Origin of the sequence: Candidatus Thiosymbion oneisti (genome assembly GCF_900092655.1) — a bacterium.
GTDB classification, from domain to species: Bacteria; Pseudomonadota; Gammaproteobacteria; order Chromatiales; family Chromatiaceae; genus Thiosymbion; species Thiosymbion oneisti.
In genome coordinates, this window is the sequence record NZ_FLUY01001098.1 from 1 (window position 1) to 14,926 (window position 14,926).

Annotated in this window: 15 protein-coding genes; 7 read left to right on the forward strand and 8 right to left on the reverse strand. The window is 61.0% G+C overall.

The features are described 5' to 3' along the window. Window positions 1-484 precede the first annotated feature (484 nt). Together cobJ and cobD are read left to right on the forward strand one after the other, a co-directional pair. Window positions 485-1,852 (forward strand): precorrin-3B C(17)-methyltransferase, encoded by a 1,368-nt coding sequence (cobJ, locus tag BQ17_RS11055; protein ID WP_089727027.1) that lies wholly within the window; start codon window positions 485-487, stop codon window positions 1,850-1,852. Between the two features lie 283 nt (window positions 1,853-2,135). After that, the gene (gene cobD / locus BQ17_RS11060) at window positions 2,136-3,194 is read left to right on the forward strand and encodes a threonine-phosphate decarboxylase CobD (protein WP_089727029.1); all 1,059 of its coding nucleotides are present in this window, start codon (window positions 2,136-2,138) and stop codon (window positions 3,192-3,194) included. Here cobD and BQ17_RS11065 read toward each other — a convergent pair. From BQ17_RS11065 to BQ17_RS11100, 8 genes are all read right to left on the reverse strand, one after another. Continuing rightward, window positions 3,173-3,760: a Uma2 family endonuclease gene (locus tag BQ17_RS11065; RefSeq protein ID WP_089727031.1), complete on the reverse strand. Its 588-nt coding sequence runs from the start codon at window positions 3,758-3,760 to the stop codon at window positions 3,173-3,175. The two genes, cobD and BQ17_RS11065, sit on opposite strands and share 22 nt — an antisense overlap. Before the next feature lie 223 nt (window positions 3,761-3,983). After that, complete coding sequence (locus BQ17_RS11070; protein ID WP_089727033.1) at window positions 3,984-4,544, reverse strand: Uma2 family endonuclease; 561 nt, start codon at window positions 4,542-4,544, stop codon at window positions 3,984-3,986. Window positions 4,545-4,562: 18 nt separating this feature from the next. Continuing rightward, entirely contained in the window at window positions 4,563-5,618 is a 1,056-nt protein-coding gene (locus BQ17_RS11075; protein ID WP_089727034.1) for an AI-2E family transporter, read from the reverse strand. A gap of 11 nt (window positions 5,619-5,629) precedes the next feature. Continuing rightward, entirely contained in the window at window positions 5,630-6,019 is a 390-nt protein-coding gene (locus BQ17_RS11080; RefSeq protein ID WP_256091551.1) for a hypothetical protein, read from the reverse strand. Then, window positions 6,020-6,940: a selenium metabolism-associated LysR family transcriptional regulator gene (locus BQ17_RS11085; protein WP_089727036.1), complete on the reverse strand. Its 921-nt coding sequence runs from the start codon at window positions 6,938-6,940 to the stop codon at window positions 6,020-6,022. Between the two features lie 230 nt (window positions 6,941-7,170). Beyond that, window positions 7,171-7,650: a sulfur carrier protein DsrE2 gene (gene dsrE2 / locus BQ17_RS11090; RefSeq protein ID WP_089727038.1), complete on the reverse strand. Its 480-nt coding sequence runs from the start codon at window positions 7,648-7,650 to the stop codon at window positions 7,171-7,173. Window positions 7,651-7,702: 52 nt separating this feature from the next. Continuing rightward, window positions 7,703-7,933, reverse strand: a complete 231-nt coding sequence (locus BQ17_RS11095; RefSeq protein WP_089727040.1) for a sulfurtransferase TusA family protein — start codon at window positions 7,931-7,933, stop codon at window positions 7,703-7,705. 136 nt (window positions 7,934-8,069) lie between these two features. Beyond that, window positions 8,070-8,396, reverse strand: coding sequence for a rhodanese-like domain-containing protein (locus BQ17_RS11100; protein ID WP_089727041.1), 327 nt, complete (start codon window positions 8,394-8,396; stop codon window positions 8,070-8,072). Window positions 8,397-8,581: 185 nt separating this feature from the next. On the opposite strand from BQ17_RS11100, the gene cysG reads away from it, so the two are divergent. The 5 genes from cysG to BQ17_RS11125 all read left to right on the forward strand — a co-directional run. Further along, window positions 8,582-10,012: a siroheme synthase CysG gene (cysG, locus tag BQ17_RS11105; protein ID WP_089727043.1), complete on the forward strand. Its 1,431-nt coding sequence runs from the start codon at window positions 8,582-8,584 to the stop codon at window positions 10,010-10,012. Window positions 10,013-10,229: 217 nt separating this feature from the next. Further along, window positions 10,230-11,585, forward strand: coding sequence for an undecaprenyl-phosphate glucose phosphotransferase (locus BQ17_RS11110; protein ID WP_176722389.1), 1,356 nt, complete (start codon window positions 10,230-10,232; stop codon window positions 11,583-11,585). A 37-nt stretch (window positions 11,586-11,622) separates the two neighbouring features. Further along, entirely contained in the window at window positions 11,623-12,777 is a 1,155-nt protein-coding gene (wecB, locus tag BQ17_RS11115; protein ID WP_089727047.1) for a non-hydrolyzing UDP-N-acetylglucosamine 2-epimerase, read from the forward strand. Beyond that, the gene (wecC, locus tag BQ17_RS11120; RefSeq protein ID WP_089727049.1) at window positions 12,770-14,032 is read left to right on the forward strand and encodes a UDP-N-acetyl-D-mannosamine dehydrogenase; all 1,263 of its coding nucleotides are present in this window, start codon (window positions 12,770-12,772) and stop codon (window positions 14,030-14,032) included. Before wecB ends, wecC begins: the two co-directional genes overlap by 8 nt. Before the next feature lies 1 nt (window position 14,033). After that, a partial coding sequence (locus BQ17_RS11125; protein ID WP_256091552.1) for an Rpn family recombination-promoting nuclease/putative transposase occupies window positions 14,034-14,926 on the forward strand: 893 nt, incomplete at its 3' end.

Below are 14,926 nucleotides of genomic sequence, written 5' to 3' on the forward strand. Positions count from 1 at the left end.
CGGCTCCCGGGACCACCGATATTTCGTTGGCCCTTCTGGCTAGCGGCTAGAACCTGAATGCCGAGTTGCCGGTCCAAATGGTCATCAGTCAGGCTTATTTTTCTCGTTCCCATGCGCTGCCTGGGAACCAGAGACCGGGAGCGGGGCTGTTGCGACACCCTCAGAGGGAGAGGGGCATAGCGGCCAGTGCTGTGGGTCATGTTACAACTTAGATATTAGAGTTGTTCCTGTTGTTAACCTATTGATATTTCAAGATACTTTCAAATTCTAAGGCCGACTGAGAGCGGAAAGAACTGATTTTTTTGCTTTCAGCCAGCCCATGGAATATGAAAATGTATTTGAAATCAAAAAGTTAGAAAATTAAACAAACGGAACAACTCTATTAACCACTACCGCCCGGATAAATGTCAACCCACCCTAGACCGTCTCTTAGCCGCATCGATGTTGAGCGCCATGGGGCTCCGATTGTGGCGGTATCTGGCAGGTGAGTAAGGGCAAGCTCTTTCTGGTCGGGCTCGGTCCCGGTGCCTCGGAGCAGATGAGCTTACGGGCACGGCAGGCCATTGCCGAGTCCGAGGTGGTGATCGGTTACGCCAAGTATGTGGATCTGGTCAAGGACCTCCTCGCCGGGAAGGAGGTGATCCGCAAAGGCATGACCCAGGAGGTCGACCGCTGTATCGCGGCCTACGAGCGGGCGAGCAGGGGTCGCACGGTAGCCCTGGTCTCTTCAGGCGACAGCGGCGTCTACGGCATGGCCGGCCTGACCTACGAGGTCCTCCTGCGATCCGGGTGGACGCCGGACGCTGGCATCGAGGTCGAGGTGGTACCGGGCATCACGGCCTTGTCGGCCTGTGCCTCCCTGGTCGGTGCCCCCCTGAGCCATGATTTCTGCGCCATCTCCTTGTCGGATCTGCTGACGCCGTGGCCGCTCATCGCGCGGCGGTTGGAAGCCGCGGCCAAGGGAGATTTCGTGGTTGCGCTCTATAACCCCAGGAGCGGGCGGCGGCGGCAGCAGCTGGTGGCAGCCCGGGACATCTTGCTGCGCCATCGCCGACCCGACACGCCGGTCGCCATCGTCAATGCCGCCTATCGGGAGCAACAGACGACCCGTCTGGCGCAGCTCGACGCGCTGCCGGACTGCGAGATCGGGATGTTGTCCACGGTCCTGGTGGGCAACGGCGACACCTACCGCCGAGGTGGCTTGATGATTACGCCCCGCGGCTACTCCCACAAATACGACGGCCTGACGGGTCATCTCAAGCCGGGGGAGCGATCCGGCCGCTCGTTGAGCATGGGACTGGAAGGCTGGAGGTCCTGCGTGCGCGCCTATCTGCGCGCAGCGGAAGGCCCCTCACTCGAGGATACCGCCCGCTACTTCGATGCCCCTCCGGGTGAGATCCTGGCGGCGGTCGGCGAGGCAACCGACGACGACCAGGCCGGCACCTACGCGGTGGCGGCCGTCAGGCGCGGAAAGGAGGCCATACTATTGGACGCGGCCCGCGGCTGGGGCCGTGTTCGCATCTTCATGCGCAGCGGGACCGGTGCGGAGAGCGAGCTCCTGCTGAACGCGGACGGCCTCATCCGTCACGGCGACTCCCTGTTTGCCCAGGCCTCGGATTTTCGTTTGCATATCGACTGGTCACGGGTCCGCCGGGGGTGGCTCGTCAGGCGGGGCGAACGATCGCGCGGCCTGTATTGCGTCGACGCGGCAGGCAATAGCCTGTTCGCGCTCTTTCTGGTTCATGACCAGGGACGCTTCGATCAGGAAGCCGTGGCGCGCTATGAGCGGGCATGGCAAGATGCCCTCAATGACCGATCACAGTGGACGCGCAGGCTCCTCACGGAAGATTGAGCCGCATATGAACGCAACGAGATCGAGAACCCTCGATGATGGCAAACCGATTGTGACCGATTTGCGTTTCCCTGCCGCAACGCCTGCTTGGAATGGGCGTGGCGTCACATCCAAAGCGGCGGCGGGCGGGTACCACTCGGCAACACCTCAGCTCTATCAGGTAGCGCAGATTCCGGGCGATGCCGGGGTCAAGTTACCGCCGCACTCTAGAATTTCCAGATGAAGCGACCAGGCAAACGAGAGACAACACTCAGGGGACCAGGGCCGCGGCCGCGAGCGGTATATGCTTGAGCACGGTGGCCGGTTGCGCCAGGCGGCGCGGCGTTACGGCATCCCCATCGGAGACTGGCTCGATCTATCCACCGGCATCAACCCGTGCGGCTGGCCGGTCCCCGAGCCGCCGCGGGCCGCCTGGTCACGCCTTCCGGAAGACGGAGACGGACTCGAAGCGGCGGCCCGGGCCTACTATGGTGCCCAACAGCTGCTTGCCGTTGCCGGCTCCCAGGCGGCGATCCAGGCCCTGCCGCGGCTGCGGGACCAGGCGCGCGTCAGCGTGCTCGATCCGGGTTATTTTGAGCATGCTCATGCCTGGCGATGCGCCGGGCACCAGGTCACGTCCGTCACCGCAGGACAACTGGATGACGCCGTGTCCGCATCGGACGTGCTCGTGCTCATCCATCCGAATAACCCGACCGGGACCCGCTTTCCGGTGGACGAGCTGCTCGCCTGGCAGACCCGGCTCGCCGCCCACGGCGGCTGGTTGGTGGTGGACGAGGCCTTTATGGACGCCACACCGGAAGCAAGCCTGGCGCGCTTTTGTCCTCGGTCCGGGCTCATCCTGTTGCGTTCCTTGGGTAAATTCTTCGGTCTGGCCGGCGCCCGGGTGGGGTTCGTGCTGGCGCCGCCCCAGCTGCTGGAGAGACTCACCGCGCTGCTCGGGCCCTGGGCGGTCAGCTCGCCGGCGCGCTGGGTGGCGACCCAGGCACTCGCGGACCGCGCTTGGCAGCAAGGCAACCGCCGCTACCTGGCGGCGGCCGGCGAACGTCTGGTGGATTTGCTGACGCGCTGCGGACTGCCCCCCGATGGCGGCTGCGGTCTCTTTCAGTGGGTCCGCACGCCGGCTGCGGCACGGCTGCAGGACCGATTGGCGCACCGGGGGATCCTAACCCGGCTGTTCACCGAGCCGCCGAGCCTGAGATTCGGTTTGCCGGGCACCGAAGCGGACTGGGCGCGGCTTGAAACAGCACTGGCCGACGTCACCGCCTCCGGAGCCCGGATACCTCGATCGAAAATGGGTGAGGTAGGAAGGTTACCCGGAACTTATACGAGAACCGGTCGCTGAGGCGGCCAAAAGGCCCCCAGATCGAGGCTTACCGCCTCGAATGGTGGTACGGCGACCTGGTCGGCATCGGCAAAGCGGCCGACCTCGATCCAGGCGCCGGCGTCGAGTCGGTAGGCTTCCAACGTGCGCTTAGCCGGATCGATCAGCCATGCATACTGCACCTCATAGTGGGCATACAGCGGCATCTTGATCTCACGATCCTTGCTTGCTGTGGACGGGGATAAGAGCTCGCAGATCCAATCAGGAACCACCTCGAAGCGGTGATCTTCCGGCAAGTAAGGCATCCGCTCCCGTCGCCAACCGGCCAGATCCGGTACCGCCACCTCTATATTCCGCACGAAGTGGATCTCCGGTTCGTCGATGATCCACCAACCGCCAGGACCACCTCTTCCTCTGTGAAAGGGTCCTCCCAACTCGATCCCAAGCGCAGAGCTGGCCCCTACATGGGCTCCGGAAGGCCGCGGCTGCGTGTGGAGCTGTCCGTTCAGGATCTCCCCGGTCACTCTTTCAGGCAGGGCCTCCAGGCTCTCATAAAGAGTAGGTTGAAGTTGAAGTGCCGGTTCCATCTCTTTCTTTCTTACCAGGTAAATGTAGTAATGAACTTCCTGCTGAGCCTTTTTCTTCCCCACTGGAAGAGTTGCATGACCACGACATGTTAAGCACTACCCGGTAACATGCGGAAATCGAGTGCGCCCATCAGCACTATACCTAAAAAACAGACTGAAACTAGGTACTAGGCCCCTCCGTTAATAGGTGCAGCGGATTCAAGCGCTTGAAAACGAGCTCTCGTCAATCCGCCCACAGCAGCGACAGGTCGAATGCGATAGCGTCGAACGGTGGGAGCGAAATCTGATCTTGATTATTCAAGGTAGTGAGCAAGCGCCACTTTCCCGCGTTGTTCTCGAATGCCTCCAGGGTCTGCGGCTGGGGATCGATGAGCCAGACGTGCGCCACGCCGTGTTCCGCATAGATCGGCAGCTTCTCGGCACGATCGCCCACGGCCGTTCCAGGGGACAAGACCTCACAGACCCAATCCGGGGCCAGCTCGAACCAAGCGGTTTCCGGTAAGCTCGGCAGGCGCGTCCGGCGCCAGCCTGCAAGATCCGGGACCAGGATATGGGGCCCGAGGTGCAGCTCGGGCTCGTCCAGGATCCACCACCCCCCTGGCCCACCACGGCCCTTGTTGAAAGGGCCATCGAGCTCTCCTCCGAGCGATGAACTTGCCTGTAAGTGCCTGGGCGCCGGTCTTGGATGGGTGACTAAACGGCCATTGACGATCTCGGCAACAAAATGCGCCGGAACCCCTAGCAGATCCTCATAGGTCGCCCGGCGTTCGGCTGGCTCGGCCATGGTTGTCTCTCCTTAAAGTCACAGCGGCGGTTCATGGTGCGGCCAGGCACTAAGGACGGCCTGCACCAGAGTCGCGAGCGGAATCGCGAAGAAGACCCCCCAAAAACCCCACAGCCCCCCGAACACTAGAACGGCCACGATGATGGCCACCGGGTGCAGATCGACCACCTCCGAGAACAACAAGGGCACCAGGATGTTTCCGTCCAGGGCCTGGATGAGGAGGTAGGTCCCCCCCAGCCAGGCGAACTGGGAGGTCCAGCCCCACTGGGACCAGGCGACCAGCAAGACCGGCAGGGTCACCACGGAGGCCCCGATGTAGGGGACGATGACCGACAACCCCACCAGCATGCCCAGCAGCATGGCGTAGTTGAGCCCGAAGGCGTAAAAGGTCAGGTAGCTCACTGCCCAGACGATCAGGATCTCCCAGAACTTCCCGCGCACATAGTTGGAGATCTGACGATCCACCTCCCGCCATACGGCGCCGGCGATCCTGCGGTGTTTGGGCAGATAGCGCTTGAACCAATTGATAATCAGCTCCCGGTCCTTGAGGAAGAAGAACACCAGGAGCGGCACCAGGATGATGTAGACCAGCAGGGTAATGATGTCCACCACGGAGGCGAGTGACCAGGAGAGGATGCGTTGACCGAAGCCGGCGATTTCGGCGTGAATGGTGCCGATCACTTCCTGGATCTGCGCGGTGGAAATGATGTCCGGATAGCGCTCCGGCAACCCCATCAGCGCCTTTTGTCCCGCGGAGATCATGCGGGGAAACTGCTGTACCAGGTCCGTCACCTGACGGGAGACCAGCGGCATGACCCCGAACAGGACCAGTCCCACAAAGATGATGAAGAGGCTGTAGACCAGGGATACGCTCACGAGGCGGTGCCAACCGTGCCGCTGCAGGAAGGAGACCAGGCCCTCGAGGAGATAGGCGATGACGATGCTGGCCAGCACCGGGCCCAACATATCGCCCATGGTGAGCACCACCGCGAATCCGACCAGCAAGAGGACCGCCAGAAAGACGATCTGGGGATCGGAGAAATAGCGGCGGAACCAGTCGGCAAGGACCTGCATCGGGGGACGGGTCAGACCTGTTTGCGGGCCTGCTCTGCCCGATACTCGGCATAGTGGCGGGCGAAGAGCTCCTCCAGCTCGTCGATCACCTCGCCGGCCGGGCGCCCCTGCAGCACATGGGCCCCCATCAAGGCGGAGGTATCATTGAGCATGGCGCTGCGATCGAGCATGTAAAATTTGCGGGAAAGCCGTTTGATGGCGCCGACCACGCTCTCCTCTTGGGGGCGTGGCATCGGTGTCGGCTCCAGTGGAGCCGATGCCTGTTGGGCGTGGGCGGTGCCCCGCGACGCCAGGAATTCACCGAAGGCGAGCAAGGTATCCTGATCCGCCGGCTCCAGCGAGCGATAGCGCTTGACCAATCGCCGCTCGCCGGCGCGACCGCCGCCCTGAATCCGGCTCACCTATTTTCCTTCCCCACCTGAATCGCCGTGGGTGTCACAGTAGCCGCGTGCAAACTCGAGCAATTCCTCCATGGCCCGCGAGCGGAATTTCTGTTTCTGGTGAACGAAAGAGAAGGGTCTGTCCAGGGGTGGATCCAGATTCAGCTCCACGAGCGTATTCAGCCGCAGCTCCTTCCGGATCGTCGCCCGGGAGACTACGGACACGCCCATACCTGCCTCCACGGCACCCTTTACCGCTTCGGGGCTGCCCAGTTCCATGGCAATCTTCAAGGAAGCGCTGGAAGGCTTCAGCTGGCGTAAGTAATCGTCGATCACCTCGCGGGTTCCGGAGCCCTCTTCCCGACAGATGAACGGATATTCCAACAGCTCGGAGAACTCGACCGCACGCTTTCCCTCCATGGGGTGGCCCGGCGGGACGATGGCAACCAGCTGATCGCGCTTGCAGTTCTTCACCACCAGATTCTTATTGCCGACAGAGGATTCCACGACCCCGAGATCGATGGTGTTGTTCTCCACCATGGACACGATGCCGTCACTGTTGGAGACCTTCAAGTGGATCGTGACCTCCGGGTAGTGTTCCTTGAAGTCCCCGAGCAGGGTCGGAAGCATATATTCGGCGATCGTGGTACTTGCACCGATGGTGAGCGTGCCGTTGATATCCCCTGTCATCTCACGGACCGCGTTCTCCATCTCCGCGTAGAACTCAAAGATGCGGTCGGCATACTCATACACCTTCTTGCCCACATCGGTTATGCTGATGCGGTTGTGGGTACGGTCGAAAAGTCGGGTGTTGAAATGCTCTTCCAACTGCCGTACCTGGAAGGTCACCGCCGGCTGCGTCATATGCAGCGTTTCTGCGGCCTTGGTGAAGCTCAGCAACCGTGCGACCGTGTGAAAAACCTGGAGTCTCCGGTCTGCCATGAGAACAAGCTCCGCAAGATACCCAAATAAAAAAACTTTATATCACAAAGTACCAATCCTTAGGAAGATCGATCGGGGTCGCCACCGGCGCGGCGCAGGCGATCCAGGACACAGCTGATCCTCGCCGGCTGGCGGGGGGCGATTTCGATGGCAGAGCCGGTCATCGGATTTCTCTTTAACAAAAAACGCCGCCCCCAGGCGGCGCTATTCGTCGCTGCCCTGCAGCCGGGTCAGATATAGAGGCAGATGTCACTGTCTCCGGCGAACTCGAAGAAGGCCGCCGCGCCCGCATACTCGATGCCGTCGATGAATACCGCGCGGTCCATATCGAAGAGATCGACGGTCATCTGGCAGGCGATCAGCTTGACCTCCGCCTCGATGCAGAGCTCGCGCAGCTCCTCGATGCTGGCCACTCCCTTGGACTTCATCTTCTGCTTCATCATGGAGGTAACCATGCCCTGCATGCCGGGCAGCGTCATGCCCAGCACCGGAAACCACTTGTCCATGCCCATCGGCATGGGCATCCCCGGGTTCCCGAGGGGGGTTACCTCCAACGCCAGCTTCTTCTTGAGGAGCTGCAGCCCGTAAAAGGTAAAAAAGATTTGGGTCTCATATCCCAGCGCCGCGGCGGTAGACGCGAGAATAAAGGGCGGATAGGCCCAATCCAACGACCCCTTAGTGGCGATGATGGCCAGCTTCTTCTCGTCCATTGGCGCTCCTGTTAAAACCTGGTGAGTGGTTGATAGACCGGTAACCCGCAGGTCACGTCTTTTTGATCAGAAAGTGGAACTTACCACCCTCTTCCTTCGATTCCAACAACTCGTTTCCGGTCTGTTTGGAGAAGGCCTCGAAATCCTTCACGGAACCCGGGTCGGTTGCGATGATGTGCAGGATCTGTCCGGCGTCCATGCCCGAAAGGGTCTTCTTCGCGCGCAAGATGGGCAAGGGACAATTCAGGCCACTTGCATCGAGCTCTTGATCAAAGTCTGCCATAGCAAAATCTCCAACTGTTCCAGTGTGTTAGAATATGAAAAAACTCAGAAATTCTAATTTACGCCAAACCACAGGAAAAGGCAAGCCACGTTGGCGTCGGGCAGTGGCTCAGTTTGAAAATTTTATGCTTGGCCGCTCACGCCGCCATCCGGCGTACCACCTCGAAGCCGCCGCGGGCCCAACCGATAATACCGCCCCGCAGATTGGTGACGTTGTTAAATCCCTGTTCCATGAGATAAGCGCAGGCGTGGTAGGAACGGACACCGCTGCGGCAATAGAGGATGACCTCCTTATCTTGCGGCAGCTCTCCCATCCGCGACGGGATCAGATGCATCGGCATGAGCGCCGCATCTTGAATCACACCGCCGGCAATTTCTCCCGGGGTCCGAATATCGATCAGATGGACATCGGCTCCCGCGGCCATTCGCTGCTGCAAGCTTGCCGAGTCGATTTCTTTGACCACACTTGACCCCTAGCCGGTATGTTAGGATATTCAATATATTAATGAGTTTTAATGTTCCCCTCAACGCCAGGCCAAGCCTGGGGAGAACCCCGATCCGACGGGCCCGCAAGTCGCATCGACGCGCATGGCAGCCGGTACAGATTCGCGTCTTCTCGAAACCTGCACATCCGAACCAAGACGAGACCATGGAGCTGCTCCCCATCTTCCTCGAGGTGAAAAACAAACCCTGCCTCGTGGTCGGCGGCGGGGAAACGGCGGTGCGCAAGATAGCCAGTCTTCGGCGCGCGGGGGCCGCCGTGCGGGTGGTTTCCCCCCAGCTCGACGAGCACCTCGGCAAGCTGGCGGCAACCGGCGCCATCGCCCACCTACAACGCCCCTTTGAGGAGGCCGATCTTGCTGGGGCCGTTCTGGCCATCGCGGCCACCGATGATCCCAGCGTCAATCGACACATCGCCGACATCGCCAAGCGGCACGGTATCCCGGTGAATGTGGTGGATCAACCCGCGGCATGTAGCTTTATCATGCCCTCGATCGTCGACCGGTCACCCGTGGTGGTGGCCGTTTCCACATCCACCGCCTCACCCGTTCTCGCGCGCCTGTTGCGCACGCGCCTCGAATCGCTGATTCCTGCCGGTTACGGACGCTTGGGGGCGCTCTGTGGGCGCTACCGCGCTGCGGTCAAGGCCCGGTTTGCGGACCAGCGCGATCGCCGTCGATTCTGGGACCGGGTGCTACAGGGCGCCGTGGCCGAGCGGGTGTTTTCCGGACACTTAGATGAGGCAGACGCGGCCATGGAACGCGAGCTTGCCGCCGCCGAGCCTAGCGGGGACATGGGTGAGGTCTATCTGGTGGGGGCCGGTCCCGGTGATCCCGACCTGCTTACCTTCCGCGCCCTGCGTCTGATGCAGCAGGCGGATGTGGTGGTATACGACCGGCTGGTGGCCGAGCCGATCCTGGATCTGGTACGACGGGACGCCAAGCGGGTATTCGTGGGCAAGGAGCGCAACAACCACACCATGCGCCAGGAGGAAATCAACCGTCTGCTCGCGGATTTGGCCAAGGCGGGGCACCGGGTCGTGCGTCTGAAGGGCGGAGATCCCTTTATCTTCGGACGCGGCGGCGAGGAGATCGATACCCTGGCAGCGCAGCGGATCCCCTTCCAGGTCGTGCCCGGCATCACGGCCGCCTCGGGCTGCGCCACCTACACGGGCATCCCTCTCACCCATCGCGACTATGCCCAGTCCGTTACCTTCGTGGCCGGACACCTGAAGGACGGCACGATCGACCTCAACTGGCAACAGCTCGCCCAGCCGAACCAGACGGTGGTGTTCTACATGGGATTGGTGGGGCTCGCGGTCATCGTCGAGCAGCTGACGGCAGCCGGCATCTCACCGGACATGCCTGTCGCCCTGGTACAGCAGGGAACGACCCCCAACCAGCGCGTCTACACCGGCACCCTGTCCACCATCCTCGAGCGCATAGCGCAAGACCCGCCCCAGCCCCCGACGCTGATCATCGTCGGCGAGGTCGTGCGCCTGAGAGAGAAGCTGAATTGGTTCCAAGAGTCCCGGTATTCGGAGCAGGGTGCTACCACGCCCCCGCTCTCCGGAAGCTAACTCAAGTTTGACAGCCGGTTATGCGGTGCCTCGTTTACCGAGATGAAAATCCAAGGGCGTGTGGTTTGTTACCTGTGCTAAACTTCAATAACCTGTAGATCGAGGTGGGAGAGTAATTACAGCGACTTTTACAGTAACCATCCGGAAGCCATAAAGACATTAGTATCTGCTCGCCTCATGTATCCCAGAGCGTCGCATTTCGATTACTTACTGAATCTTGGGCTTTAAAGCCGTTGATGCCCTGATCATCGCCGCCGTCCTAGTCGCCGCGATCAAGCTCCACGGACCACTCTGGGGACCAGGCTACACAATAGCCGTACTGGTGGCCGTTATTGTCTTCTTTTTAGTCGCTGAGGTCGTTGGTCTCTATCGTCCCTGGCGAGGAGAGACCGTCTCACGCCAGTTTTTTCAGCTCCTGCTCGTTTGGATGTGGACCTTTTTTATCCTGCTGCTGCTGGCGTATGGATTTAAATCCAGCAGTTTTTATTCACGCATCGCGATCGGCATCTGGCTAGTTACAACGCCGTTCCTGCTGAGTACCTGGCGGATCGTCGGAAGGAGGGTCTTTTGTTATAAGGGTCGGAAAAGCAATGTGGTCGTTTGGGGTAGCGGAGCGCTTTATGAGCAGCTCGTGGCAACCATCTCGCAAACTCCCCGGCTGGGTCTGAACTTGGTGGAGCATATCCGGGATGACAGTGTGAATGGTTCAGCTTCCGACACCATGGACCCTAGCGCCGAGCCGACGATCAGCAAGCTAGGCAGCCTCGTCCAAGGTGCAAAAAACGGCGACTTCGATATCCTCTACATTGCCCTGCCCGCCATGGCACGCGCTGAAATCGCCGAGCTTGTCGATCGACTCGCGGATAGCACCCTGTCCGTGTATATGGTTCCCGACTACTTCACCTCGAGTCTAGCTCAAGGCAAATGGTCAAATTTGGAGGGTATCCCGCTCGTCAGCATCTATGACACCCCGTTTTGGGGCGTAGAGGGTTGGGTGAAACGGATCCAGGACGTCGTACTCTCAAGTCTCTTCCTGCTCGTCGCCGCGGTTCCGATGCTGGTCATCGCTGTCGCGATCAAGTTCTCCTCACCAGGCCCTGTGTTGTTCAAACAGCGCCGCTATGGGATAAATGGGAAAGAGATCAAGGTCTGGAAGTTCCGCTCGATGCACGTCTGCGAGGATAAGGACAAGATACCGCAGGCCAGAAAAGACGATCCCCGGATCACCAAGCTCGGCGCCTTGCTTCGCCGTACCTCCCTGGATGAGTTACCCCAACTCATCAATGTCCTGTTCGGTACCATGTCCATCGTCGGTCCCCGCCCCCATGCAGTTGCCCACAACAAGCTTTACCGCAAGCAGATCAAAGGGTACATGCTGCGGCACAAGGTACGGCCCGGGATCACCGGGTGGGCCCAGATCAACGGCTGGCGCGGTGAAACCGATGACCTTTACAAGATGGAAAAACGCATCGAATATGATCTCTGGTACATTCGCAACTGGTCGCTGTGGCTGGATCTCAAGATCGTGCTCCTGACCCTGCTGTACGGGTTCACCGGTAAGGCTGCCTACTGACTGGACACCGCACCGCCAATACTTGGATTTCAAGGGAATGACACAACTCGGCCCGAAAGCACCAGCCCGTCCGCGGGTCCTCATGGTGATCGGCACCCGCCCGGAGGCGATAAAAATGGCGCCTGTAGTTCAGGTGCTGGCAGCGGAGGAGGTGATCACCGGCCGGGTCTGTGTCACGGCCCAACACCGGCAGATGCTCGATCAGGTGCTCCAGCTCTTTGCCATCCGCCCGGATTACGATTTAGATCTCATGCAGCCCGATCAGGCCCTTACCGATCTTACGGCCGAGGTGCTGCTTGGTCTGCGTCCGGTCTTGCAAGATTGCAAACCCAATCTCGTCCTGGTGCAGGGTGACACCACTACCACCTGGGCCGCAGCCCTGGTTGCCTTCTATCAGCGCATTCCCGTGGGCCATGTGGAAGCCGGACTGCGCACCGGCAGTCGCTACGCCCCCTGGCCCGAAGAGATGAACCGCCGCCTCACTGGCAGCCTGGCCGAGCTACACTTTGCGCCCACCGAGCGCGCACGCCTTAATCTGCTGCGCGAAGGGGTAAAGGACACCAGCATTACCGTCACCGGAAACACCGTCATCGACGCCCTGCTGGACGTGGTACAACGGCTGCGGACCGATCCCGTGCTCCGGCATCGGGTAGAGGCTCCGTTCGACTTTCTCGATCCCGCCCGCCGACTCATCCTGGTGACGGGTCATCGGCGGGAAAACTTCGGCGCCGGCTTCGAGCGCATCTGCCGGGCCCTGGCTACCCTGGCCCAAAGGCCCGATATCCAGATCCTCTATCCGGTTCACCTGAATCCTAATGTACAAGAGCCCGTCCGACGCCTGCTGGGTGGAGTGGACAATATCCACCTCATAGCGCCCTTGGACTATCTTCCGTTCGTTGCCCTCATGGACCGCGCGTACCTCCTGCTCACGGACTCGGGCGGGATCCAGGAAGAAGCCCCCGCCCTCGGCAAGCCGGTCCTGATCATGCGCGATACGACCGAGCGTCCCGAAGCCATCGCAGCCGGTACCGCCCGTCTGGTCGGCACCGATGCTGCCGCCATAGTGGCCGAGGCCACCAGGCTGCTCGACGACGAACACGCCTATCGCGCCATGTCCCACGCCCACAACCCGTACGGCGATGGACACGCCGCGGCCCGCATCGCGGCAACCCTGAGGGCCCGTTATGCGTGACCCACAAGGCCACAAGATTTGCGTGATGGGGCTCGGCTATATCGGCCTGCCCATCGCCGGTCTCCTGGCCGACAGGGGCTTCGAGGTTCACGGGGTCGACGTCAACCCCGCGGTGGTCGAGACCATCAACACCGGGCGCATCCACATTCATGAGCCCGAGCTCGAGCGCCTGGTCGAATCCGCGGTGCGGAGCGGGTGCTTCAAGGCCGCTACTCAACCCGTCGCGGCGGACATCTTCATCCTTGCCGTCCCCACGCCGTTCAAGGACGACCATGAGCCCGACCTTGGGTACGTGGAGGCCGCCACGCGGGCCGTTGTCCCCCAGCTGGTGCCGGGCAACCTGGTGATCCTGGAGTCTACCAGTCCGGTCGGCACCACCGAGCGGGTCGCCCACTGGCTGGCGGAAGAACGCCCGGAACTCGCCATCGCTGGCCACACCCATCACCAAGCCGAATCCCACGAGACCATCCGGGTTGCTTATTGCCCCGAGCGTGTCCTGCCTGGACGTATCATCCAAGAACTGGTCGCCAATGATCGCATCGTCGGCGGTATCGATGCGACCTCCACCGCCGCTGCCGCGGACTTCTACCGCGAATTCGTTGCCGGCAAGGTCCTCACCACCGACAGCCGTACCGCCGAGCTGACCAAGCTCGCCGAGAATACCTTCCGCGACGTCAATGTCGCCCTGGCCAACGAGCTGTCCCGGATCTGCGATCAGCTGAGCATCGATGTCCGGGAGCTGATCCGGCTGGCCAACCATCACCCCCGGGTCGAGATCCTGCGCCCCGGACCCGGCGTCGGTGGGCACTGCATTGCCGTAGACCCCTGGTTCATCATCCACTCTGCTCCAGAACAAAGCCGGCTCATCCGCGCCGCCCGCGAGGTCAATATCGCCCAGCCGGAGTTCGTGGTCACCAAGGTACGTGCTGAGATCGCTCACATCCGACACCCGACCATCGCCTGCTTCGGTCTCGCCTACAAGGCCGACATCGACGACCTGCGCGGGAGCCCAGCCATCGAGATCGCGCTACGCCTGGCCCAGGAAAGGAACGGACGCATCCTCGCCGTCGAGCCCCACATCGAGGCATTACCGATACCATTGGCCGACGCCGGCGTCCGGCTTTACGGTGCAAAGGAAGCATTGGCAGAGGCGAATATCGTACTCGGGCTCGTCCCACACACGGCATTCCGGAAGATATCCCGACAGGCATTGCAGGAAAAAATCGTGATTGATACTTGTGGATTGTGGAAATAGAGTGGCGAAGGAAAATACATCCACCCGAGCGGGCCGGGGCCCGGTCCACGACAGCAGCTATAAGCTGTTGTATTCACACGTCGCTATGGTCAGCGACCTGTTGCAAGGTTTCATACCGGGCACCTGGATCAATGAGCTGGACCTGACCACGCTGGAAAAATGCAATGGCAGCTACATCAGCGATGATCTCCGTGACCGCGCCGACGACCTGATCTGGCGCGTGCGCTGGGGCCGGGATTGGCTCTATGTCTATCTGTTGCTTGAATTCCAATCCACGATAGATCGCTGGATGGCGGTGCGTATCCAAACCTACCTCGGGCTTCTTTACCAGGACCTGATCCGCACTCGGCAGCTGAGTCAGGCCGGTCTACTGCCGCCGGTATTCCCTATCGTCCTCTACAATGGAGCCGATCCCTGGAATGCCGCGGGGACCCTCGACGACCTGATCGAACCGGCGCCACCCATGCTGGGCGAATACCGGCCGCAACAGGCGTATTTCCTGATCGACGAGCAGCGTGTCGCTGAGCAAGGCAACCTGCCGCAGCGCAATCTAAGCGCTGCGCTCTTCCGCCTCGAAGCCAGCCGAACACCTGGGGAGGTGCTGACAATCCTCCATGCCTTGGTCGAGTGGCTCGTAGCACCGGAACAAACCGGTCTGCGGCGGGCCTTTACTGTCTGGCTCAACCGGGTGTTTCTTCCCAAGCGACTTCCGGGCGTAGAATTCGAGTCCATGAGCGATTTACATGAGGTACACGACATGTTGTCCAATCGCGTAGAAAGCTGGACAGATCAATGGAAACGCGAGGGTTTGAAGCAAGGTCTGGAGCAGGGTCTGGAGCAGGGTCTGGAGCAGGGTCTGGAGCAGGGTCTGGAGCAGGGTCTGGAGCAGGGTCT

Bases quoted from the DNA above. Each gene is read 5' to 3' on its own strand.
- cysG (WP_089727043.1), top strand. From the start codon at position 8,582: ATGGAGCTGCTCCCCATCTTCCTCGAGGTGAAAAACAAACCCTGCCTC.
- BQ17_RS11065 (WP_089727031.1), bottom strand. From the start codon at position 3,760: ATGGAACCGGCACTTCAACTTCAACCTACTCTTTATGAGAGCCTGGAG.
- BQ17_RS11095 (WP_089727040.1), bottom strand. From the start codon at position 7,933: ATGGCAGACTTTGATCAAGAGCTCGATGCAAGTGGCCTGAATTGTCCC.
- wecC (WP_089727049.1), top strand. From the start codon at position 12,770: ATGCGTGACCCACAAGGCCACAAGATTTGCGTGATGGGGCTCGGCTAT.
- BQ17_RS11075 (WP_089727034.1), bottom strand. From the start codon at position 5,618: ATGCAGGTCCTTGCCGACTGGTTCCGCCGCTATTTCTCCGATCCCCAG.
- BQ17_RS11070 (WP_089727033.1), bottom strand. From the start codon at position 4,544: ATGGCCGAGCCAGCCGAACGCCGGGCGACCTATGAGGATCTGCTAGGG.
- cobD (WP_089727029.1), top strand. From the start codon at position 2,136: ATGCTTGAGCACGGTGGCCGGTTGCGCCAGGCGGCGCGGCGTTACGGC.
- dsrE2 (WP_089727038.1), bottom strand. From the start codon at position 7,650: ATGGACGAGAAGAAGCTGGCCATCATCGCCACTAAGGGGTCGTTGGAT.
- BQ17_RS11085 (WP_089727036.1), bottom strand. From the start codon at position 6,940: ATGGCAGACCGGAGACTCCAGGTTTTTCACACGGTCGCACGGTTGCTG.
- wecB (WP_089727047.1), top strand. From the start codon at position 11,623: ATGACACAACTCGGCCCGAAAGCACCAGCCCGTCCGCGGGTCCTCATG.